The organism is Butyrivibrio sp. (genome assembly GCF_017635265.1).
Taxonomy (GTDB): domain Bacteria; phylum Bacillota; class Clostridia; order Lachnospirales; family Lachnospiraceae; genus Butyrivibrio.
In genome coordinates this window covers 100271-122667 of sequence record NZ_JAGBLU010000028.1, presented here as the reverse complement: position 1 = coordinate 122667, position 22397 = coordinate 100271, and the positions used below count along the sequence as shown (strand labels likewise).

Genomic DNA, 22397 nt, shown 5'->3' with positions numbered 1-22397 from the left:
AGTATGAGACACAGGAGTACTCGTTTTGGAAGATGTATCAGATGAAGAATCTCCACCACCTGATGGCGGCGTTGGCGCTGCAGTCCAGTTTACAGTATATTCAAGATCAATCGGATTATTAGTATTAGATAACCGCATAGAAGATGTACGAGTTGAAGTACCATTATATGTAATTTGCCCACTTACACTCGCTTGTCCTCCAGTTTTAGATATAGGTATCGTCCCAGCTACAGTGTAGTCGTCGGTTGAATTGTTAATAATTGTAAAATCAAAGATAACATCATCTCCTGCATCAGCAGTATAAGTATTTGAACCTCCTGTGATTGTGTAACTACCAGGAGTATTAATAGTAACAGTACAAGGCTGATGCTGGGTTGCAGCTTCAACATTTACGCTAAGTCCTCTAAATGATACCCCAAAAACAACAAATGCAACTAATACACTCAAAAACTTTCTAATCTTTAACATTATTTCCTCCTGAATTGTATTTATTTACGCTGCTTTAGCGCACAAAAAAAGCCAAACCAAGCATAATTTGCTAGATTTGACTATTTTTTCTCACATATATATTGGATGAAATACTAACTAGAGGGCATAAATGGGCATAGTTATTCAGTGCTGTGCTGTGCTGTGCTGTGCTGTTAGCAATTGTATTTTCTGCACCATTAACTGTCAACCCCTCTTCATAAACTCAATATAGATATTTTATCATTTATTTGCTCAAAATTAAACTTTCAAAAGTAATCATCCCAGGCTTTCCGATTAAGCTTAGTCATATGCCTAAACAGTCCATTTTCTATTTTAATATTATCCGTTATACTTAAGGCACAGCATTGTAATGTCATCAAACTGATCTGCATCATTAACAAAATCGGAAATATGACTTTTTACGTTTTCAAGGACTTTTTCAGGAATCGCATCTTTATCGGAATTTAATGCATCAATCAATCTCTTTTCGCCGAATAATTCATTATTTCTATTAGTCGCCTCAGTAACGCCATCTGTATAAACAAATAGCATATCTCCGGGCTTTAGCTCAAATTCATGTTCTTTATATCGTATTCCTTCCATCGTTGCCACAGCCGGAGAATGCTTGTAAACAACAAGTTCATAGTCTTCTCCTGCTTTTTTTAACGCCGGATGCTCATGTCCTGCATTTGCGGCGATACCTTTACCGGTCCTAATATCAATTATCGCAATCCATACGGTAACAAATAATTCAGCTTCATTTCCCTCACATAGTTGTTCGTTGGCATAGCTTAATATTTCTGAAGGAGTTCCCCCCATTAGTGCCCTGTTTTTTATAAGAGTCTTGGCAATGACCATGAAAAGAGCTGCGGGAACACCTTTACCTGACACATCAGCAATGACAAGGCAAAGATGTTCTTTATCGGTCATAAAGAAGTCGTAGAAATCACCTCCAACTTCCTTGGCAGGGTTCATAGAAGCAAACAGATCAAACTCCTCAATATCAGGAAATGGCGGGAATATTCTGGGAAGCATATCTGCCTGAATCTGAGTTGCTACATTAAGCTCCGCTCCAATCCTTTCTTTTTCAGCAGTAAGATTAGTTACGCTTTCCACATAATCATTAATATCCTGCTCCATGCGTTTCATGGCATCTGAAAGGTTCTCAATCTCATCACCTGTTGTGATATTAAGGCTATTAAAAGCATGCCCCTTTTCTGTGTTGTAATAATTAAGAGCTGCATTTGAAAGCTTATTGATTGGACTGACAACACGTTTTTTAATTATCAGAATATAAATTGTACTGAGAATAACTGCGATAATAACGCTAAGTACAGCAAGAATCATGGAAAAAGATCTTTCTTTAGCCTTTATATCATTCATGGATATATCGGCCATTCCAAGTGCAACAACATCTCCTTTTGAGTTATAAACCGGGTATGCTGCAGAAACAAGCCATCCGTATTCCGGAGTATTTGTAATATAAGCAGGAAAACCTACGGAAGGGTCATCTAAAACCGCATAGTTAACTTCATATAATGGGTCAAATACACCGGGATCATTTGCTATTTCTGATCCGTCAGCAATATAAAGAGTTATCTTATCCTTGGGATAAACATATATCAGGTATATGTCTACATCATTGGCTTTACTGATGCGTCTTAGCTTTTCAACTTCGCTTTTATATTCAGGAGTGTCTTTAATATATTGGAAGCTTTTTATATACTCATCAAATTCAGGAGTACCCATTTCGTCACTTCCCATCTTATTGGAAGACTTTTCATAGGTATCTACTACCTGGTTTTTTAGTTTTTCAATAGTATCTCCGTCTACGCTTAAAGCCACTGTATGGGCAAGATTGGTTACATTTTTTTCATACTCGGAATTAATCGTTCTGTCGAATACTACTTTAGTCAAAGTCCCTTCAACAGCACTCATGACTACAACCATGATAACGACCATCAAAACACTTTTTAAGCCTAATGACATTTTCTTTGCAGCTTTCATATTTTCACCACCATTGTATTAAATCCTTGATATCTTCTATAGTAAAAAGATTTTGATTTTTTTTTGATTACATCCATTCCAAGGGCATTGAAATCCTTATCAGAGGAATCATCAACCTCAGTTATCTTCTTTTTATCCATGGCAAATGGATTGAAGCTGACTGCATTATCCCTAATATGGAGTGCAAAGCCCTTTTGACCGCTTGATATAAGAGTCAGCTGGATAAGTCCTTTATCTTTGCCCATCTTTCCAAAACCACTTTGAATAATGGTTGAGCAAACCTCTTCAACAGTCATTTGCATGTAATAAATCTGCTTCATATCAGCTTCCCATTTTTCACAGAATTCTTCTATTTCAGGAAGCATCAGACTAAGCTCATCCATACTGCCATGAAGAGTCTTGGTGTATATTCTGTCTTTTTCTATTCTCTTGGTTTCTTTTAAAATAAACTTAAGATAAATATATATAATGAGCAAAGTTACTGCTTCAGCGACAAAATAGGTGTACCAAAAAGCTCTGTTACCGATACTGATTGCGATAAGCATAACCGGCACCAATACTACAAAGCCCCGTAGTGTTGATAGCAAAAAAGCAGGAACGCTTGTACCTCGCGCGGTATAAATATTGGCCTCTATAATATTTAGCCCTGCAAAAAGAATACACAGACAAAAGATTCTAAGTGCAAATATTCCATATCCAAGAGACTTTTCGCCGGATAAACCAAACAATATACATATTTCCTTTGCAAAAGCCCCTATAAGTATGATCAGCACGAAAGCAGTAACTATGGTTACCTTTCTTAAAAGACTCTGTGTCCTATCGCTTTCCTCATAATTACATTCAGATTCATAGGCAGTCAAAATTGGCTGAGAAGCCATGCTGACCGCATTGAATATATAGCCCATCATATAGCTTATACTCTGAACAATCTCAAAAACAGCAACACCCAATTCCCCGGCAATTTTAAACAGTGCATTGTTTGCTATGAAAATAAAAATAAAGGTATAAATATAAGATATACAGGAAGAAATACCTGTTTTAAAGCTCTTATAAATACTTTTAAAGCTGATACATGAAAAGTCTAAACGAAGGTGCGAAAATTTATAATAAATAAAAAATATTTCTATACCACTGGTAATGACAACTCCCAGTAAAGTTGAAAGAGCTGCACCCATAACTCCGAGACCGCAAAATAAAACCAAAATAATATTCAGAAAAAAATCACAGCCATTTCCAATTTGTGACGCAATAGATGTTTCCCAGGATAGATCATCATTTCTCATGAAGTAGCTGACTGCATATGAATAGAACATAAATGGAGCTGCCGCAAAAAGCACTCTTAAATATATTACCGTTGCTTCAAACAGTTCAGGATTTGAACTTTTGGCTCCTAAAAGAGATGCTATTCCGTTAGCAAATACATTTCCAATGATGGCAAAGAAAAGACCAATGATGAATAATGTGCATATTATTCCTCTAAAGTCCGCTTCTGCTTCTTTTTCCATTCCTTTGGACATCTTACTTGAAAAAACAACTGCACCACCAAGCCCAAAAGAATGCATTATAACGTTGTAAATCATGAAAACAGGAATTGCAAATGCAATGGCAGCAAGTCCCGTTGCTCCCATTCTATTACCAACCACAAGAGCATCTGCCATGTCGGCAATAGAAAGTACTACTGCTGAAGATAGTGCAGGCAGATATTGTTTTGCAAACATTTGTATGGTAAATTGTGATACTTTTTGTTTTGTCATAGCTGTTTACCTGTATACATATCAACCATTCCACATGGATGCATTATTTTTTTTGAAAGCTTTAGCCCTTCTATTCCCAGATCTTCCTCCCAGTTGTAATAGGCTACATTTATGGGGCGTTGCAGCGAAAACTCTTTTCTGATGTAGTACTGAAGTCCATTTATGTTAATGGCGGATTTTTGAAGACAACAATCAAAGGTATCATCATTTAGAAAATATCCGGCCACAGCCGAACATGGAATTCCATCCATATATATAACAATTCCTTCCACATCCATTTGTGAGTATGCGCTTAAAATTGTCTGCATAGCAGCTTTATCATTAGAGTTTACTTCTTTTTCTTTATTCTTTTCTTTATTTCTTTCCCATATTCCCAATATATATCTGACATCCGGAATCGTAAGCTCATTCAGAGGTTTTGTTTCAAAAATATGTTCTCTTAACAGCTGCCTTACATATGTTCTTTTTTTTGAAAAAACCTTTCCGGGAAGATTTTCAATTGTATCTCTGTCATAAAGATACTCGCAGTCATTTGGCGCTTTTTTGATCTGAAAGCATTCAGGAAAGCTTTCTCTAATAAATTCTGTATCTTCCCGGGTCATGTATCTAAGACTAAACTCTCCATCTTTTAGCCGATTTTTAATAAAATCTATTTTCTGCGCCTTTTTTCCAACAGGAAAAAACCAGGTATTTGTTCCGGCATCATTAAGTTTTACAGCATATAAATCCGGAGAAAGATATATGGATAGTTTCATGTTTTTAGCCCATATGTAAAGAGAATTAAAGGCATGAGCGCTGTCATTTTTTCCATACTCTTTGTATAGCTTGGAGACGGCTTTCGACATGGTCAGATCTATACTTTCAGTAGCTATTTGCAACATACCTAAATCTTGCGTATCCTTTCACAGACTATATACCCATCTTTAAGTTTAAGTGCATTTTGAGGGACATAATCATTATTCTCTGATTTACAGGCAACGCCATCGATAATTTCAAATTGTTCCTGTTGCTGTCGTTCCATATATATGCACTCATAGCCCTTAAAAGCCCTTAAAATCAAATCTGCATCATCAAAAGACATATCACTATAAACGGTATAATCTTCTTTGGTTGGCATTTCCCAGTATTCTGCCTTTCCTTCCTGAGGTCTTGCATTATCCCATAGCTTATCAAAGTTTGAAACCAGTTCTTTTACCATTTCGGGAATAAGCTGACACTGTCTGTTTGAAAGTGTGGTCAAGTTGTCTTTATCCGGATATACGGGGCATTTTCTCTGAATAAGAATCTTTCCCGTATCAAGATCTTTTTCCATCTGATGCATGGTAATCCCACTTTCTTTAAGCCCCTTTAAAATTGTTAACGGCATTGGCCATGCACCTCTTCCCAAAGGAAGAAGCGCCGGATGGATATTGACTATTTTCAGCTCCGGTATAACAGGTATAACATGGTAATAACCACCTACCAATACAAATTTACAGCCCATTTTAACCAGCTCATAAAGATCTTCCTTTGTTATTTTTTTTATCTCTGACGGAATATTATGCTTTTTGGCAAATTCAAGGATTTTTTCATTAAATTCTGTGTAATTATCAGTCTTACAGGTAATGACCTTAACTATTTCTGCCTGTGTATCATAAAGACTTGTAAGTGCAGGATATAAAATATCTATGCCAACATATGCTACTTTCATAGGTACCTCTTTTTGACTTGTGTGGAGATTTTAATATGTTTAATTAATATTTATGTCTATTTGACTAAAAATCATTTATGCAAATCCGTAACATTTAATCTTTGTTTACTCATAAATCTCATAATGCCTTCAGTTTCATCTGTACTTTTAGGAACATTGTTATCAAAAATGGCATATTCTCGTAGCATATTTTTGAGCATATCAGAGAAAACTTTGTTTTCACTATTATTGGCAACGTTAAGTTCGCTACCAAGCTGTTCAATCTGGCTTTGCATTTTCATCATCAGGTTAGCCATATTCTGCATAATCTTCAAAACATTTTCAGGATTATCTTTCATAAAATCCATGATAAGATTCTCAGTAATACGCAAAATCTTGATGTTTGAATAGGCAATTATAGTATATATGGCCGGCCTTTTTGTGAGAATTCCAAATTCTCCAAAACACGCCCCTGTTCCAAGCATTCCCAACAGAACTTCATTGTCGGTTCCATAGCCTGTGTACATTTCAACATTTCCGGAAAGTATCTTGTACATATCAAGGTTAATTTCGCCTTCCTTAAGGATCATAGTACCTTCCGGAATTTCATATATCTGATTTCTGATAGTAACGCTTTTTTCATCAAATTGTTTCACCATATTTTTACCTGCTTTATTTTCCTGATTTCCAAACTAAAACATCCATATTAATAATAAGTTATTTAATTGAGGAAAAATATAAAAAAATCATTAAAAAAGCACAGGTTTTTCGCCTGTGCTCATGGTTATTGAGAATTATTCTTTTGTTTTGTCTGTAACCAATGACTTAATAATTTCATCCAAGGAATTGTTGCTATAAGAATTACCGTTTATGTCTGCAAAGAAATTAATTTTTCCATCTTTTCCAATGTTAAGACCAAAATTGGAAATTTCATCTTTATCATCTGTAATTTCGCTGATTTTTTGGCTCATATCACTAATTTTTCTCATGGCATCATCAATTTGACCAAGCAGTTTATCTTTGGCTTCTTTATCTTTTTCATCATTTGAAGCAAGAAGCTTCATTTCATCTTCAGAAAGAATAATGCTATATTCCTGCTCTCCTCCAATTTGAGAGAGATCATCATCCGGACCTGCCACAAAAATATCTGCGTTTTCATACTTTTTTTGAAGCATGTCAACAACTCTTCCATACATTTCCACTTCGGGTGAAAAAGATACGGTAGCACTATTTCCTATTCCTGTTCCGAAAATACTGGATTTACTTTGAGATTCCTTGGTTTTGTCAGTAAGAGCGGATTTGGATTTGTCGGTTACTTTAAGGTTTTTGCCGGCATTTGCGACATTCCTGTATAATTGGCTAACATTATTACTTATACCAGCTGCCATAGTCATTCCTCCTTGAAAAACATGGCACAGACTCCGTTCTGTGCAAGAAAACGTGAAATGGGAAAAAATCACACAATTATTGTTTTATGGCTCTAGCGTATCATCTTATTATCCATTAACCAATTAAATAAATATTAAATTACATATTGTTCATAATAAAATTACAAAAATATAGTTGCAATAATGAAACTTTTATTCAGTGTTAAAAAGTGTACTTTCTTGCAAGTATACGCATATGAACTTTAAATTCTTTTTGCCTGCTCGTAATCTTCAATGTACTGAGTAATAAACTTAACAGTACCTTCGATTCCAAGAATACTTGAATTAATACATAGGTCATAGCTATCAGCACGTCCCCATTTTTTTGAAGAATAATAATTATAATAGCTTTGACGCTGCTTATCCTTTTTGTTCATCATTTCTCTTGCTTTATCATCGGAATTGATGTCTTCAAAACGCTCTTTAATACGTTTAATCTTACATTCCTCATCAGCCGTGATAAAAAGATTTAATACATTCGGAAAATCTGAAAGCGCATAATCGGCGCATCTTCCAACAATCACGCAAGGACCTTCCTGAGCTATCTTTTTTATGGTGTCAAACTGTGCCAAAAACACTTTATGGCTAATCGGCATATCGACAAAGCTTGAAGAATTATATCCAAAAGAATATGTATCCATAACCAGATTATAAAGAAATGAGTTAGTTGGACGTTCGTCGTGATTTTGAATCATTTCTTCGCAAAAACCGCTTTCCTTTGCTGCTCTGGAAAGAAGCTCTTTGTCGTAACATTTAATTCCGAAGTGATCAGCAACCATCTCACCTATTTCTCTTCCGCCTGATCCAAATTGTCTTCCAATAGTGATTATAGTATTCATAAATTATCACCCCTTTCCCCTTTTTCTTATTTTACATTATTTAAGAACATTGAGCAAATGCGTAAAGTATTCAGGAAGCTCTGCATCTGTTTCAATATACTCGTTTGTAACAGGATGTATAAAGCCTAAAGTTTTTGCATGAAGACATTGTCCTTTAAGCTTAAATTTGCTTTTTCTGCCATTACCATAGACCTCATCACCAAGTAAAGGATGGCCGATATGAGCCATATGAACCCTAATCTGATGAGTTCTTCCCGTTTCCAGCCTGCATTCAATATAGGTCATATTGTCAGCTTCAAATCGCTTTAGAACCCGAAAATGAGTGATTGCTTCTTTCCCACCGGAGAGAACAACTGCCATTTTCTTTCTATCAGTGGGGCTTCTTCCTATCAAAGACGAGATAGTCCCCTCATCTTCTTTTATGATTCCGTAGCATATAGCATGATATACTCTATTAATTGAATGCTCTTTTAACTGCTCAGCAATTTTCTGATGTGCGTTATCATTTTTGCATATAATAACTGATCCGGTAGTATCTTTATCAATTCTATGAACAATTCCAGGTCTCATAACTCCATTAATACCTGAAAGGTTATCGTGACAATGATACATTACAGCATTGACCAACGTATCCTTATAGTGACCTGCCGCCGGATGAACAACCATATCCTTTGGCTTATTAACCACTAAAACATCACTGTCTTCATAAATGATATCAAGAGGTATATCTTGAGGAAGTATCTCAGGAATCTGCGCCGGAGGAATTTCCATCCTTATGAAATCATTTTCAGATATCTGGAAACTGGCTTTTACATTCTTTCCATTGCAAAAAACCTTTTTATCATCAATAAGCTTTTTTATGTAAGTACGGGAAAAAGAAGGACAAAGCTCAGAAAGAAGCTTATCAATTCTTAACCCCTCATATTCATCCGTGACTGAATATTCAAAACTTTTTACTTCATTTTCCATTACTTTATTTCCCTGAATTTCTTTTGCTGGTTAAAACTAAGGAAATTAAAATCATTTTCTTTGTAGTAAAAAAGAAAAAGTAAAACAAAAAGGAATGTCGAAACAGTAACATAAATATCAGCCACATTAAATATTGGGAAATTGATAATTACAAAATAAATAAAATCAACAACATAGTCATTTTTTATTCTGTCAATCATATTGCCGGCAGCACCGCTTGCTATCATCACAAGAAGAATATGCATGATATTATATTTTTTATCATCGGGCATTCTGAATAATACATAGGCTATAATAAACAGGATAATTACAGCAACCAATATGAAGAAAACCTTCTGATTCTGCAAAAGTCCAAAGGCAGCGCCACTGTTTTTAAGAAAATTAAGTTCTAAAATACCATCAATAATTTTGATTGCAGGCTTATCTTCCAAATGCTGTACAGCTAAATATTTAGTGAACTGATCCAAAAATACCAAAAGAATTATCAGTAAAAAATCAACGAATAAAAAGATTTTTTTCTTTTTTGAAAGTGTATTGTTCATATAAACTTAATCAGTCTCCATTCTCCACATAAATAATTTCATCAAGAGCTGCTCTCATTTCATCCTCACTAACAGATGTGTCAATGAATGCCTTTCCGATTTTTTTAAGAAGTATAAACTTGATTTTATTTCCATCAGATTTTTTATCTGACTTTGTGAATCTTATGACTTCATCCGCATCAATATCTTCAACTGAAATAGGAAGATTAAATGGTACAAACATATCTCTTATCTCGTAATACTCTTCCATTGAAATCAACTCTTTTTTCCACGAAATAAAAGCAGCAGCCACACAACCAAGGGCTACACATTCTCCATGAGGTAGTGAGAATTCCTTAGCTTTTTCTATTGCATGTCCGAGAGTATGTCCAAAATTAAGAAGCGCTCTGTCACCCTTTTCGGTTGGATCCTTTTCCACAACAGCTTTCTTAATCTCACAGCTTCTTTTAACCATTTCAAGAACAACATCTGTGTCTTTATCTTCTATTTCATACATGTTCTCAATAAGCCAGGAATAAAATGCAGCATCTTTAATAAGGCCATTCTTCATTACTTCTGCAAAACCGGATGCATACTGCCTGTCACTAAGTGAATTAAGCGTTGAAATATTCATATATACAAGCCTTGGCATATGAAATGCGCCGACCATATTTTTATATTCATCAAAATCAACGCCTGTTTTGCCACCGATACTGCTATCACTCTGAGCCAAAAGAGTTGTGGGAATCTGAATAAAGTCGATTCCCCTAAGATATGTAGCTGAAGCAAATCCTGCCATATCACCGACAACACCGCCACCAAGAGCAACTATCAAATCGTGTCTGCCAAAATGATTTTCAATTAAAAATTTATATATCTTTTCAATTTCTTTAAGATTCTTATTCTCTTCACCGGCAGGAATGACATAGGTAAATACCTTATCTGAAACTTTTAATAGCTCATCTGAAACATCTTTAGCATAGAGCTTTTCGACATTACTATCAGTGATGATTGCAATTTTTCTCTCCTCAAAGCCAAGCTCCTTAACCTTATCACTCAGGCCATTAAAATCCTTCTCAAATATAATCTCATAACATGGCTTTCCACCATAGTTAACAACTAAACTTTCCATATCTTGTATCCTTTATTATTAACGTATATTTCAGTTAACAGTGTGTATATTGAAATAAGTTTATGTATGATTTGGCTGTCTTGAAAAACGTCGGTACTTGGTTATTGTTTTATAATAACCTAGTACCGCTACGTTTTTCACGAAGCGAAAGCGTCAGTCAAAACAGACATAAACGGTTTTCAATATACACTGGTAACTGTACAAAAACTAAAAAAATTAAGCTGCTGTGAATGCAGCAGCTTGTGCGATTAATCGATTTGATGAGGTCCTTCCGGAATACCACTTCCAAAACCACTTAAAATATTCTGGAAATCACCTGATATATCTACTGACGCTGGTGTAATAATGAAAATGTATCTTGATATCTTCTGAAGATTACCTGAAATAGCAAATGTTGAACCGGATGTAAAATCAATAATTCTCTGGGCAATATCAACATCAAGTCCTTCTAAATTAAGCACTACAGTACGGTTAGCTAAAAGAGTTTCTGTGATCTCCCTGGCATCCTCTACTGACGTTGGCTTAATAACACAAACTTCCATTCCTGCAGCTGATAAAGCTTTTTTTGATCTTGACGGAACAACTTTTGGTGTGGCTTTTTTAGTTTCTTTTTCAGAAACATCAATAGTGGGATCATCTTTTCCAATAGGAGCCTGATTATTTATTGACTCAATCTTGGATCCACCATCATAATATGTGTCATCCTCGTCATAATAACCATCTTCATCCCCATTAAGCTGAATTGCTTTTAAGAATTTGTCCATTACGCTCATTTTATCTAATGCTCCTCACAAATATTTTCCCAACAAAAATCTCATTTAATATTAACGTAGTTTTACGTAATATGTCAAATTTTATAGTGATATTAACAATTTTTAATTTAATGTATTGTTACTATTTACTGAACTGTAACTATGTATTTTCAGATAAAGAACTTTCTTCACCACCGGCAGCGGTTGAACTTTCGGATGAGTTTTCTGTAGCATCATCAGAAGAACTACCTGAAGAACTATCAGAAGAACTTTCGCTTGAAGCTTCTGCAGTACTTTCATTTGAAGCATTACTACTCCCATATACGCTCTCATCCTGAATACTATTTGCTGTATCACTATTATCCTGCTCTTCATCACTTGCAGCATCCGATGCTTCAGATGCATTTTCATCCACTGTTGTAGAATCAAGAACTATATAGTCGTAAACATTAAGACCATACATAGTATTTGAACGTACTATAGCATATTCATCATTTTGATAAAGAATCTTAACCTGCCTGAAATCAGCGTATCCTTTATTAATATTATAAACTCCTATAAGAGTATCTGTCTTGCTAACAGTAAACCTTTCATTTGAATCAGGCTTGATTAGTGTGTCTCCTGCACGCAGAGTATCTGTATCAATATAATACTCCGTATCAGTTTCATTATATATCGACAAATTCACAAATTCAGTAGATGCATTGCCCTGTTCATCATACTTTTCTCTAAGTACTCCTGTGGAATTGTCATTATTACTGATGAGATAAGACTTTGGAATAAGGAAAAAGCTCTTATTTACAATTGAAGAATTCGGAATCTTAAGTCCTGTCTCATCTTCTGTAATCAATTCAACATTTAGAAATCTGTCTCTGCAGAATGTAATCATGGAATTAGTAAATGTCAGTTGAACAAAACTATCACCATCCACATTTGTATAAGTTGAAACTTTTCCCCACGATTCATCCTGATTTTTTATAAATCTTACTTTAATATATTCAAGCTCTTCAAACTCTTTAACTCTTTCAGGATCCTGTTCATTGATGATAATAGACCATTCCTCATTCGTACAAAGTTTATATACCGGATCTCCGGCTTTAACCAGAGTATTATTTATAAGCTGATTTTTTTCATAATTTTTCTGATCAAGCTTATCAATTGTCATGGTTTCAAGGGTAAGATCTTCATATCCATCAATGGAATATACAACAATTCCGGTATCCGGAGCATTTTTATAACTAATGGATGACAATTTTCCGCTACTTGAATTAAGAGACTGTATATTCTGTAAAATATTATTGTTGGAAAGTTTTTGAACCGTTCCGTCAATACTGGTTTTAAAATCATATACTGTATAAAAATTTTGAGGATCAAATGTAGAACCAAAATTTACAATCTGACTTCTGAGTTCTGAAAGATCTTCATCCCCGAGAGCAACCTCTTCGGAGCCCTGCGATTTAAGGTATTCAAGAAGCTGTCCGGACTCATCTACAGTATAAACAAGGTTACCTACTGCCACTCTTCCTCCTTCAGTAGCAAAGTAGTTCACATAACCTGCATTATCACTTGTAACTATTTTTTCTGTTCGAACAGCCACTGCATCATAGATATTATTGGTTGAAAGAGCACCTTCTTTTACCTGATATCCAACCATATGATCCCTGCGCATATAAGTAATTACACTGATAATAATATAAATTGCCATTACAGCAAAAAATATCATACCTATATTTATATTATTTATATTGCCCGGATATTTTGTAACACGGCTATTCTTTTTGGCCATTATAAGTTCCTGTTAAATAAAATAGATTTTTAAAAACATTATTACATTATATAAGCCGCGGAAAGCCCGCGGCTTATATATCTTATACTTTAAATTAAAGTGAAATTACAACTTTGGATTTAACATTCTCCGGCAGTTCTGATTCATCCATCGATACACTTAAGATAAAATCAATATTGAATTTTTCAGAAAGCTTTTCGAGTTTTTCTACAGTATCTGTTATATCCTTGCCCTCTAAACAGGAAATATTTAAAAAACCGTCGAAATACATCTGCTGGAGATCGTGGTCTTGAGAAATGATACCACTTACGAATCCGATGAACTCATCAGAATTTGAAATCATGAACTCTGGAACTACAATAAGTCTTATCTTATTGTTTAATTCATACATGTGCTTGGTGTTCTTATCAAGAAATACTACGCTTCCGAGTACATTCTTAACCTCGGTATTAACCTTGTCCAATAAACATTTTGTCTTTCCTTTACCCTTTTTCCCAACAATTAACTGAACCATCGGCATACCCTCCTGCAAGTTAGAATTAAAATTCTTATATTAATTATAGAATAATAGATGCTAAAAAACAACTCTATTTGGTTATTTCTCCGAGCAAAGATGACATATCCGAATATAGTGTCCCACTATCTGTATCGCGCATGATTACAGCAATATACGGACTTCCGTTAGTATCTCTTGCAAGCAGTATAAGGCAATGTCCTGCGGCAGATGTTGTACCTGTTTTTCCTCCGATAACAGTTACGCCCATCGGTGCAGACTGACTTCCTGATAAATACGCATTCGTATTGGAAATAGAGATTTCTTTTGAATTACCTGACGAATCCAGATAGCTTGTGGTGTACTCCGTCATATTGATAATTTCGCTGAATGTATCGTATTGCATGGCAGCATTAAAGATAAGATACATATCATATGCTGTTACATAATGATTATCATCTGTCAGACCATGAGGATTGCTAAAATGAGAATTAGTGGCTCCGATTGCAAGAGCTTCAGTATTCATAAGTTCTGCAAAACCTTCAATAGATCCTCCAATATTTGTAGCAATAAGATTAGCCACATCATTGGCGGAATAAACCAAAAGAATTCTGAGAGCCTGGTCAAGAGTCATCCTGTCGCCTTCTTTTAAGTTGACTTTCTGAGCTCCGCTCTCATTAACATAAACATTACTATCAGCTACAAGTACCTGATCAAGCTTACCATACTTAAGTGCAACAAGAGCTGTCATGACCTTTGTAAGGCTGGCCGGATGAACCTGTACATTTACACTTTTGGCATATAAAGTTTCCTTGTTATTTAAATCAAAAAGTCCGGCGCTGATATTTTCAGAAAGAGAATCCTCTTCACCTGTAACGTCTTCGTCAGCTACACACAGATCAGAAGCAAAAGTCGGATAATAAAGAGTTTTTCTGGTATCATCATCAGAAGTTGATACAGAATACTTTGCTGAATATGAAAAGTAAGAACAGCCGGTTAATCCGGTCGTTCCTACTAAAAGACATAATAATAAAGCTATCTTACTTGTACATTTCACGCCACTCAAAATCTCCCCTATCCAATGACTTTAGTAAAAGCTCGGCTGATGCAAGATTAGTAGCAACCGGAATATTATGCATATCACATAAAGACATGATATTGCTGATATCCGGTTCATGAGATTTTACAGTTAATGGATCTCTAAGGAAAATAACAAGATCTATCTCGTTGTGTTCGATAGCAGCTCCAAGCTGTTGAGCGCCACCCAAATGTCCCGCAAGATATTTATGAATCGAAAGATTTGTAACCTCTTCTACAAGCCTTCCTGTAGTTCCTGTAGCATAAAGATCGTTTTTGCTGAGAATACCTCTATAAGCTATACAGAAATTCTGCATAAGTTTCTTTTTCGCATCATGTGCAATTAAAGCAATATTCATACTGTTAACCTCTCCCCAAAATATATTTATTACCCTGAAGCTTGACATTCAGCACAAAGCCTATGCCAATATAAACACTCAGAAGTGAAGTAAGACCCGCACTGACAAATGGTAGCGGAAGTCCTGTATTGGGTAAAACACCGGTTGCAACGCCGATATTTATTATACCCTGAAAACCAATCCATCCACCTACGCCGGCAGCGATGACCTCGCCAGCCTTATCTTTAGCCCTCATGGAAACCATAAAACATTCTATGGCAATCGCAAGGATAAGAACCACAACTATACATGCGCCAATAAAGCCAAACTCCTCTCCGATAACAGTAAAGATAAAGTCTGTCTGAGATTCGGAAATAAAGCCACCATTTAGTACAGAGCTAATTTCATTAGTATTGTATCCTTTGCCATAAAGCTGCCCTGAACCAATAGCCATCATAGAATTAAGGGTCTGATAAGCTTCAGAGTTAGCATACTCCTCCGGATGTAACCATGCAAGAATTCTTCTCTGCTGATAATCCTTAAGAATGCTACTATCTTCCTGTACAGCATTATAAATTACAAATAATACTGTTGGAATTGAAACAGATAATACGAAAGCTACCAGTTTCCAGTTAACACCTGCAACAAATATCATAGATGAAAAGATCATCATTACCATAATACATGTAGACAGGTCAGGCTGTGAATAAATAAGCCCTAAAGGAATAACCAGCAATGCCAAACAAATAAAAACAAAGCTTATATTCTTAACTTTGTCTTTATATTTCATGATAAACTGAGCATAAAATAAAATCAATAAAATTTTAGCCGCTTCCGAAGGCTGAAAAGTAATGCCAAACAGACTTATCCATCTTTGAGCTCCGTTTGTACTACTGCCAAGAGGTGATAAAACGAGTCCCAGCAAAGCGGCATTTATAAGATAAAACGGAATATACAGCTTGATGATAAAAGAATAATCAAGCAGCGATATAAATATCATCAAAACTATTCCAAACACCATTCCTGCAGTCTGCTTGGAGACATATGAAGGATTGGCAGAACTAATGGCCATTATTCCGAATATTGTCAGTCCCACTACCATTATGATAAGCGGAAAATCATAATCGATAATTTTGTACTTCTTTAACATAAAAGCCCCCAATTAATCTGCGTTAGTTGCACCATCCAAAAGTTCTCTGGCTGTTCCTGACAAAATATCATCTTCGTCTCTAAGCTCGAAATAGTATGACAATGCTTCTTTTGTTATCTGGGCAGCATAACTTGATGTATAACCATACGCAATTCTTGTTGCAATCGCTATCTCAGGTTTCTCGTAAGGAGCATAGCAGATAAACAATGAGTGGTTAGGTCTGCTCTTGGATTCCTGCGCTGTACCTGTCTTACCTGCTACATTAACTCCAAGATTTGCATAATAAGATTTATCCTGAACAACCTGCCTCATTCCAAGATGTATTGCGTTCCAATAAGACTGAGGCATCTCAATGGTATTCCTGACAGAAGCACTATAATCTTCCAATAAATTACCGCTTGAATCGGTGGTTTTATCAATCAAAGAAAGATTATAGCATGTTCCGCTATTGGCAATTGTCGTTACATATCGTGCAAGTCCTACTGTTGTATATGAGTGACTACCCTGACCGATAGCTGAACGGACAGCATCCTGATCTGATACAGAAGGCTCTGACTCTGCAATCTCAATTCCGGATTTTTCTGTAAGTCCATACATATCTGCGTATGTTGCAAGTTTTTCAAGACCTGTCTCTGAAGAATAGGAGTTTCCAAGTAGTCCTAATCTATAACCCACTTCATAGAAAAATACGTTACAGGAATTTCTAATGCCGCCAGTTACATTCAGACTTCCATGTCCACTAGGATAAATCCAACATTTAGGCGGATGATCCAGTTTATCAAAAATACCGCCGCAGTAAATTGTTGAATCAGTTGTTATTACACCTTCAGTCAAGCCTGCTGTCGCAGAAACAATCTTAAAAGTAGAACCGGGAGCTGTTTTCTGCTGGGTTGCATAGTTATATAAAGGATTAGAATTATCACTGCGAAGTTTGGCGTAGTACTCAGCATCTACTCCATTGGCCATTTTATTATTGTCATAACCCGGATATGAAACAAGAGCTAAAACATCACCCGTATTAACATCTGTAACAACCATTGATCCCGTGCATGGGTCAAGGGCAAGCTGTGCAGGTGTAATATCAAGCGATGAAATCCTGTTTGTCATAAATGTATAAGCAGTCTCTCCGCCTCTGTCCCAAATGCCCTGTTCTTCTTCTGATAAAGTCACAACGTCCTGTTCGAGCAAAAGATTGCAGACTTGTGTACCTGTAATATTTCCATCAAGCAAAAGATATTTATAGAGTCTTGTCTGGAAATCATAATCAGATGACATTTTATCTATAATATAATCTACTATCTGAGAAAAAATCTCTTCAGAATCTGCATATTGATTATCAATACTAAGTTTTGAAACATCAATCCAGTTCATTGCAATGGCATACTTTAAGTATTCGGTAAGAGAAATTGTCTCATCCGTAGTCCATGCAATATAAACATCATCTTCTTTATCAACAAGAGTAGAATTAATAACACCGTCTGAATAAAGCATTGCTGCAATATGGCTCATATACCACTGATACTCACTTGAAAGAGCATTATAAGGAGTTTGGATAACTTCAAATTCATCTCTAAGATTTGATAAAACGGAAGCATTCTTTTCAACAAATGACTGATATACAGCCTTTTCAGTATCCTTAGCATCGCTTTCGGCAAAGTGAGGGATATCTACAACATCGTTATCAAATATTGCGTAATAGACATCATAAATAGGAATTACAATACTGCTTGAACTGCTGGTTTCCGTATACGTATATGTCTTAACATTCTGAATTTTTGAAACCAAAATACCTGCAAGTGACTGTTCAATAATATCGTAACAGGCTTCAGTCAGATCCTTATCAATGGTAAGATACACATCATTACCGGCAATAGAATCCACATAGTTACTGGTCTCAATTACCTGACCGGTATTATCTACATAGACTGTTTCAGAACCTTTTGTTCCCTGAAGTACAGACTCCATTGACTGCTCAATACCGGATTTACCAACAGTATCATTTAAACCATAGCTTGCATTTGTCTGTTGAAGCTCTGCAAGTTCATCTTCAGAAACCTTGCCTGTATATCCAAGAAGATGCGAAAAGTACTCTGAATCCACGTATTTTCTGGCTGTGCTCTCCTCGATTGAAACACCGTCCAAAGTTCCAAGATTCTCCATAACATCCGCAACGGTCTGATCACTGACATCTGATGCGACAGTTGTATCAATATATTTCTGATAGCTGTTGGAGTCCATATTATAACGTACAGTTAACACTTTTAGAGCCCTGTCATTCGTATACCCTTGACGGGCTACAAAAGATGAGGAATCACCTGGTGTTTCATATTCTCCGACACCGAATTTCTTGCATAGATCATCGATTACATTTTCAGGGGTTTTTGTTTTTTCCTCATACTTAAGATCGTTTATTGAAGTATGTCCGTAAATGTCTGCAAGGAACCTAAGGAGCGAGTTTCCTGTAACTTTAAACTCAAACTCATTACTCTCATTAAGAATAATATTGAAATCCTGATCAACAGTATCTCCGTTGCCTTCAATAATATCTATAAGGATATTTAAAGTCTGATTAATAGCAGCATTTTTTCCTGAGCCCGACTTGTAAACATCTTCAATCGTTACTGAATTGGCAAGCTCATTGTATGCTAAAAGATTACCGTTTCTATCGTAAATATTTCCTCTTGTCGCTGCAATTGTCTTTTCTTTTTTTATCCTAAGCTTAAATGAATCAAGGTAATAATCTCCGTTGATTATCTGCAAGGAAAAAAGCCTGTATATCATTACACAAGCCAATGAAAAAAGAACAAAAGAAACAATTACTGCTCTTGAAGTTATAAATTTTATGATATTATCTTTAATTTCATTAAACAAATTTCCTGGCGCTCCTTTGTTCCTTTTCGTCAATGGAATTATTGACTTTCAGGATAAATGGATAAATAAAAATAGCCACTATTGCTGTATAAACCACTTCCGGCAAAATAACGGTTTCCATGTAGTAACCAATATTAAACTTTGTTCTGAAAAGGAACATAAGTACATAACAAATAAAACCAAAAACAAAGTCTGAAATTGTAATTACAAGTATTGGGATAGCTACATTTTGAGAAAAAAAGATAATGTGAAGCTTTCCTACAATAAAACCTATGTACATATAAATAAGAGCATAAAATCCCAAATATGTACCAAAGAAAATATCGACAAGAAGGCCACAGAAAAAACCCGTCAAAAGACCGGCTTTATCACCCTTGATAAAAGCGGTCGAAGAAGTCATTATCATAAGGATATTGGGGGCAATACCTCCAAAATCCAAGGCTCTGAAAAGCGTAGTCTGTAAAATAAATGACACAATAATAAATATGAAGTTTACAAGTATACGCCTAATATTCATAAATAAATCAATTTCCGCCGTTATTTTTAACCTGAAGTATTACAAGTACTTCATTCATATGTTCAAAATCTACAGCCGGAGAAAGGGTTCCCGACTTTGTCAGATTATTGGAATCATCTTCAAGTGTTGCAATATATCCAATAAGGATTCCCGGCAAATACTTATCACTGATATTGGAAGTGACAATCTTATCTCCTATGCTTACTTTATCAGCATCATCCACAAGCTTTGAAAAACTGATATACCCACTTCTGTAAAGCTCCAGATCACCTGAAACTATAAGATTGTCCGATGAAGATAAAACCATACCGCTCACTGCAGAATTATCTGCAATTATAGACTGTACTTTTGCCCAGTCAGGGCCAACATCAATTACTCTTCCAACAAGTCCTGCTCCGGCGATAACATTCATATCAACAGTAATCCCGTCATCAGAACCTTTATCGATTACAAATGAATAGTACCAGTTTCCGGCATCCTTAGCGATAATTCTGGCTCCGGTCTTAGGATAATCCGCATACTTGGAATCAAGCTCATACAAAGCTCTCAATTCCGTCAATTCATACTTTTCCTGTTCAAGGTTTGTATTTGCAATTGTAAGCTCATCTATCTGTTGTTTTAGCTTCTCATTTTCGTCTAAAAGCTGAGTGATTGATGCAAGTTTATCTGTTGTATCCTTTATATAGCTGGAACAAACCGTAATACCCTTTTGAAAAGGCACCACAAAAATACCTGCAAAGGAATTAAGAGGTCCCGTAAACAGGTTTGTGTTAAATGTAATCACAATAAGTGCCGTACATAGAATTGTTAAAATAAAGAGGAGATATTTACTTGGAAGGGTAAATTCTTCTCCTCTCTGCCTTATAATAGGACTCATTTATCTATCCTCTTCAATACCGTATGCAAGAGGTTTATACTGATCATCTTTAATGATCTTGGCAAGACCAAGAGCACCTGAACCGATAGGGTTCTCTGCAAGGTTTACGTTCAGTCCTACACCATTGCTAAGTCTCTGCGCAAGATGGCAAACCTGAGAAGCACCACCTGTAAGATAAAGACCATGCTTAAAGATATCAGCTGCAAGCTCCGGCGGAGTCTTTTCAAGAGTAGCCTTAACATTATCAAGAATAACGTCAAAGTTCTCAACAAGTGCCTGATTAAGAAGGTCTGTAGGAATTTTTCTCTCTACAGGAAGTCCTGTAACAATATCTCTTCCGTAAACAACCGCATCCTTGCCCTCTTTTTCAAGTTCCTTAAGGGAAATCTTAACACTTTCAGAAGTCTTTTCACCAATAAGAAGACCAAATTCCTTACGAATAACATTTCTTATTGATTCATCAAACTTCTTACCACCAACCTTTATAAGTTTACTGACAACAATTCCTCTAAGAGAAAGAATAGAGATTTCAGTTGTATCGTATCCGACATTCACGACCAAAACACCCTGAGAGTTCATAACATCTACGTTCATTCCAAGGCCGTCTGCCAGAGGCTTTTTAACCATCATAATCTTTTTGGCTTTGATTCCGGCATCGTTAATAAGGTCATGGAAAGCTCTTCTCTCAACTTCAGTTACATCCTTGGGTACTGCGATATAAACATCGCAGGGCTTAACACTACCCTTCATCTGATCTGTTATAAAGAGCTTAACAAGGGTTTCCATATGCTCAATATCTGCGATAACACCACTGTTTAGAGGATATGAAATTTTAATCTTATCAGGAGCCTTCTCATACATCTCATAAGCGGAATTACCGTATGCAAAGATGTTAGTCTTATTTTCAATAGCTATCATGTTTTTTTCAACTGTAAGACTATCCTCATCTCTGTTAAAGATTTTGATGTTACTTGTTCCAAGATCAATTCCAAAAATATTAGCCATTTTTTCTCCTTATTGCCATAAAAGCCCTTTTTCGTTAAAGCTGTAATATGACTGATTTCCTATAATTATATGATCAAGTAATCTGACATCAAGCATATTGCCCGACTCACTGATCTTATTTGTAAGTTCTACATCAGCCCTTGAAGGAGTTGGGTCTCCACTGGGATGATTATGTAAAAGAACTATGGACGAAGCACCTGTTTTTAGGGCATGAATAAATAAATCCCTTGGTGATACCGATGCTGAGTTGACTGTTCCAATAGAAAGAACTGTCTCATTTAAAAGCTTATGTTTGTTGTTTAAACATAACAAAACAGCCCTTTCCCTGTCATCGTGGCGCATTTTTTCCATGTACTGCCCGGCAATCTGCCTTGATGATTCAAAAAAAGTACCACTAAAAGAGCCCTGATAAGCCATTCTCTTTGCCAGCTCCGACAAACATTTTAGCTTTACTGCCTTAACTTCACCAATTCCATGGACACTTTTAAGTTCATCAAGTGTAAGCGTATACAGACTGTTCAGCCCACGCTCTTTCCCGCCTGATAAATTCAAAATTTGATGTGCAATCTCAATGGGAGTCAAGGTTCCACTTCCCGTACGGATAATAATAGCCAAAAGCTCAGCATCCGTAAGACTTTCAGGTCCTGCATTGATAAAGCGCTCATAAGGAAGCATTTCCTTATATGCATCACATTCAAATAACTTTTTATTAATTGTATTCATTTTTACCTTTCTGATTTTGTGC

Annotated in this window: 22 protein-coding genes; all 22 read right to left on the bottom strand. The window is 35.8% G+C overall.

The window, feature by feature from the left end; all coding sequences use genetic code 11:
* On the bottom strand, positions 1–468 hold a 468-nt coding region (locus J6O61_RS04085), incomplete at its 3' end, for a hypothetical protein (RefSeq protein WP_292209932.1).
* Positions 469–807: 339 nt separating this feature from the next.
* Positions 808–2475, bottom strand: a complete 1668-nt coding sequence (locus tag J6O61_RS04080) for a SpoIIE family protein phosphatase (RefSeq protein WP_292209931.1) — start codon at positions 2473–2475, stop codon at positions 808–810.
* Positions 2472–4229, bottom strand: coding sequence for an MATE family efflux transporter (locus tag J6O61_RS04075; RefSeq protein WP_292209930.1), 1758 nt, complete (start codon positions 4227–4229; stop codon positions 2472–2474). The genes J6O61_RS04080 and J6O61_RS04075 overlap by 4 nt, the downstream gene beginning before the upstream one ends.
* Positions 4226–5110: a phosphatidylglycerol lysyltransferase domain-containing protein gene (locus tag J6O61_RS04070; protein ID WP_292209928.1), complete on the bottom strand. Its 885-nt coding sequence runs from the start codon at positions 5108–5110 to the stop codon at positions 4226–4228. The genes J6O61_RS04075 and J6O61_RS04070 overlap by 4 nt, the downstream gene beginning before the upstream one ends.
* A 2-nt stretch (positions 5111–5112) precedes the next feature.
* Positions 5113–5919, bottom strand: coding sequence for a formyltransferase family protein (locus J6O61_RS04065; protein WP_292209926.1), 807 nt, complete (start codon positions 5917–5919; stop codon positions 5113–5115).
* Positions 5920–5990: 71 nt separating this feature from the next.
* A complete protein-coding gene (locus tag J6O61_RS04060) occupies positions 5991–6557 on the bottom strand; it encodes a Crp/Fnr family transcriptional regulator (protein ID WP_292209924.1) in 567 nt (188 codons plus the stop codon).
* 135 nt (positions 6558–6692) lie between these two features.
* Positions 6693–7286, bottom strand: coding sequence for a DUF6033 family protein (locus tag J6O61_RS04055; RefSeq protein ID WP_292209922.1), 594 nt, complete (start codon positions 7284–7286; stop codon positions 6693–6695).
* Between the two features lie 242 nt (positions 7287–7528).
* Positions 7529–8164 carry an AAA family ATPase gene (locus J6O61_RS04050; RefSeq protein ID WP_292209921.1) on the bottom strand — a complete coding sequence of 212 codons (636 nt, stop codon included), beginning with the start codon at positions 8162–8164 and terminating at the stop codon, positions 7529–7531.
* 36 nt (positions 8165–8200) lie between these two features.
* Positions 8201–9133, bottom strand: coding sequence for an RluA family pseudouridine synthase (locus tag J6O61_RS04045; RefSeq protein WP_292209920.1), 933 nt, complete (start codon positions 9131–9133; stop codon positions 8201–8203).
* The gene (gene lspA, locus J6O61_RS04040; RefSeq protein ID WP_292209919.1) at positions 9133–9675 is read right to left on the bottom strand and encodes a signal peptidase II; all 543 of its coding nucleotides are present in this window, start codon (positions 9673–9675) and stop codon (positions 9133–9135) included. Before lspA ends, J6O61_RS04045 begins: the two co-directional genes overlap by 1 nt.
* A gap of 10 nt (positions 9676–9685) precedes the next feature.
* The gene (aroB, locus tag J6O61_RS04035; RefSeq protein WP_292209917.1) at positions 9686–10786 is read right to left on the bottom strand and encodes a 3-dehydroquinate synthase; all 1101 of its coding nucleotides are present in this window, start codon (positions 10784–10786) and stop codon (positions 9686–9688) included.
* A gap of 248 nt (positions 10787–11034) precedes the next feature.
* The gene (locus J6O61_RS04030; protein ID WP_292209916.1) at positions 11035–11559 is read right to left on the bottom strand and encodes a cell division protein SepF; all 525 of its coding nucleotides are present in this window, start codon (positions 11557–11559) and stop codon (positions 11035–11037) included.
* A 139-nt stretch (positions 11560–11698) separates the two neighbouring features.
* Positions 11699–13324, bottom strand: coding sequence for an HlyD family efflux transporter periplasmic adaptor subunit (locus J6O61_RS04025; RefSeq protein ID WP_292209914.1), 1626 nt, complete (start codon positions 13322–13324; stop codon positions 11699–11701).
* Positions 13325–13418: 94 nt separating this feature from the next.
* Positions 13419–13838, bottom strand: a complete 420-nt coding sequence (locus J6O61_RS04020) for a twitching motility protein PilT (RefSeq protein WP_292209912.1) — start codon at positions 13836–13838, stop codon at positions 13419–13421.
* 73 nt (positions 13839–13911) lie between these two features.
* Positions 13912–14874, bottom strand: a complete 963-nt coding sequence (locus tag J6O61_RS04015; RefSeq protein ID WP_292209909.1) for a D-alanyl-D-alanine carboxypeptidase family protein — start codon at positions 14872–14874, stop codon at positions 13912–13914.
* A complete protein-coding gene (gene mgsA, locus J6O61_RS04010; protein WP_074887428.1) occupies positions 14858–15253 on the bottom strand; it encodes a methylglyoxal synthase in 396 nt (131 codons plus the stop codon). Before mgsA ends, J6O61_RS04015 begins: the two co-directional genes overlap by 17 nt.
* Positions 15254–15257: 4 nt before the next feature.
* Entirely contained in the window at positions 15258–16382 is a 1125-nt protein-coding gene (locus tag J6O61_RS04005) for an FtsW/RodA/SpoVE family cell cycle protein (RefSeq protein WP_292209907.1), read from the bottom strand.
* Positions 16383–16394: 12 nt separating this feature from the next.
* Entirely contained in the window at positions 16395–19253 is a 2859-nt protein-coding gene (locus J6O61_RS04000; RefSeq protein ID WP_292209905.1) for a penicillin-binding transpeptidase domain-containing protein, read from the bottom strand.
* On the bottom strand, positions 19246–19770 hold the full coding sequence (mreD, locus tag J6O61_RS03995; RefSeq protein ID WP_292209903.1) for a rod shape-determining protein MreD: 525 nt from the start codon (positions 19768–19770) through the stop codon (positions 19246–19248). Before mreD ends, J6O61_RS04000 begins: the two co-directional genes overlap by 8 nt.
* Positions 19771–19777: 7 nt before the next feature.
* Entirely contained in the window at positions 19778–20647 is an 870-nt protein-coding gene (gene mreC, locus J6O61_RS03990) for a rod shape-determining protein MreC (protein WP_292209901.1), read from the bottom strand.
* On the bottom strand, positions 20648–21652 hold the full coding sequence (gene mreB / locus J6O61_RS03985) for a rod shape-determining protein (RefSeq protein ID WP_292209899.1): 1005 nt from the start codon (positions 21650–21652) through the stop codon (positions 20648–20650).
* 9 nt (positions 21653–21661) lie between these two features.
* Positions 21662–22375, bottom strand: coding sequence for a RadC family protein (gene radC / locus J6O61_RS03980; RefSeq protein WP_292209897.1), 714 nt, complete (start codon positions 22373–22375; stop codon positions 21662–21664).
* Between the last annotated feature and the right edge of the window lie 22 nt (positions 22376–22397).

Coding starts and splice junctions, on each gene's coding strand:
- J6O61_RS04055 (WP_292209922.1), bottom strand. CDS start 7,286: ATGGCAGCTGGTATAAGTAATAATGTTAGCCAATTATACAGGAATGTC.
- J6O61_RS04020 (WP_292209912.1), bottom strand. CDS start 13,838: ATGGTTCAGTTAATTGTTGGGAAAAAGGGTAAAGGAAAGACAAAATGT.
- aroB (WP_292209917.1), bottom strand. CDS start 10,786: ATGGAAAGTTTAGTTGTTAACTATGGTGGAAAGCCATGTTATGAGATT.
- J6O61_RS04045 (WP_292209920.1), bottom strand. CDS start 9,133: ATGGAAAATGAAGTAAAAAGTTTTGAATATTCAGTCACGGATGAATAT.
- mgsA (WP_074887428.1), bottom strand. CDS start 15,253: ATGAATATTGCTTTAATTGCACATGATGCGAAAAAGAAACTTATGCAG.
- lspA (WP_292209919.1), bottom strand. CDS start 9,675: ATGAACAATACACTTTCAAAAAAGAAAAAAATCTTTTTATTCGTTGAT.
- mreB (WP_292209899.1), bottom strand. CDS start 21,652: ATGGCTAATATTTTTGGAATTGATCTTGGAACAAGTAACATCAAAATC.
- J6O61_RS04050 (WP_292209921.1), bottom strand. CDS start 8,164: ATGAATACTATAATCACTATTGGAAGACAATTTGGATCAGGCGGAAGA.
- radC (WP_292209897.1), bottom strand. CDS start 22,375: ATGAATACAATTAATAAAAAGTTATTTGAATGTGATGCATATAAGGAA.
- J6O61_RS04060 (WP_292209924.1), bottom strand. CDS start 6,557: ATGGTGAAACAATTTGATGAAAAAAGCGTTACTATCAGAAATCAGATA.
- J6O61_RS04065 (WP_292209926.1), bottom strand. CDS start 5,919: ATGAAAGTAGCATATGTTGGCATAGATATTTTATATCCTGCACTTACA.
- J6O61_RS04070 (WP_292209928.1), bottom strand. CDS start 5,110: ATGTTGCAAATAGCTACTGAAAGTATAGATCTGACCATGTCGAAAGCC.
- J6O61_RS04075 (WP_292209930.1), bottom strand. CDS start 4,229: ATGACAAAACAAAAAGTATCACAATTTACCATACAAATGTTTGCAAAA.
- mreC (WP_292209901.1), bottom strand. CDS start 20,647: ATGAGTCCTATTATAAGGCAGAGAGGAGAAGAATTTACCCTTCCAAGT.
- J6O61_RS04005 (WP_292209907.1), bottom strand. CDS start 16,382: ATGTTAAAGAAGTACAAAATTATCGATTATGATTTTCCGCTTATCATA.
- mreD (WP_292209903.1), bottom strand. CDS start 19,770: ATGAATATTAGGCGTATACTTGTAAACTTCATATTTATTATTGTGTCA.
- J6O61_RS04080 (WP_292209931.1), bottom strand. CDS start 2,475: ATGAAAGCTGCAAAGAAAATGTCATTAGGCTTAAAAAGTGTTTTGATG.
- J6O61_RS04030 (WP_292209916.1), bottom strand. CDS start 11,559: ATGAGCGTAATGGACAAATTCTTAAAAGCAATTCAGCTTAATGGGGAT.
- J6O61_RS04025 (WP_292209914.1), bottom strand. CDS start 13,324: ATGGCCAAAAAGAATAGCCGTGTTACAAAATATCCGGGCAATATAAAT.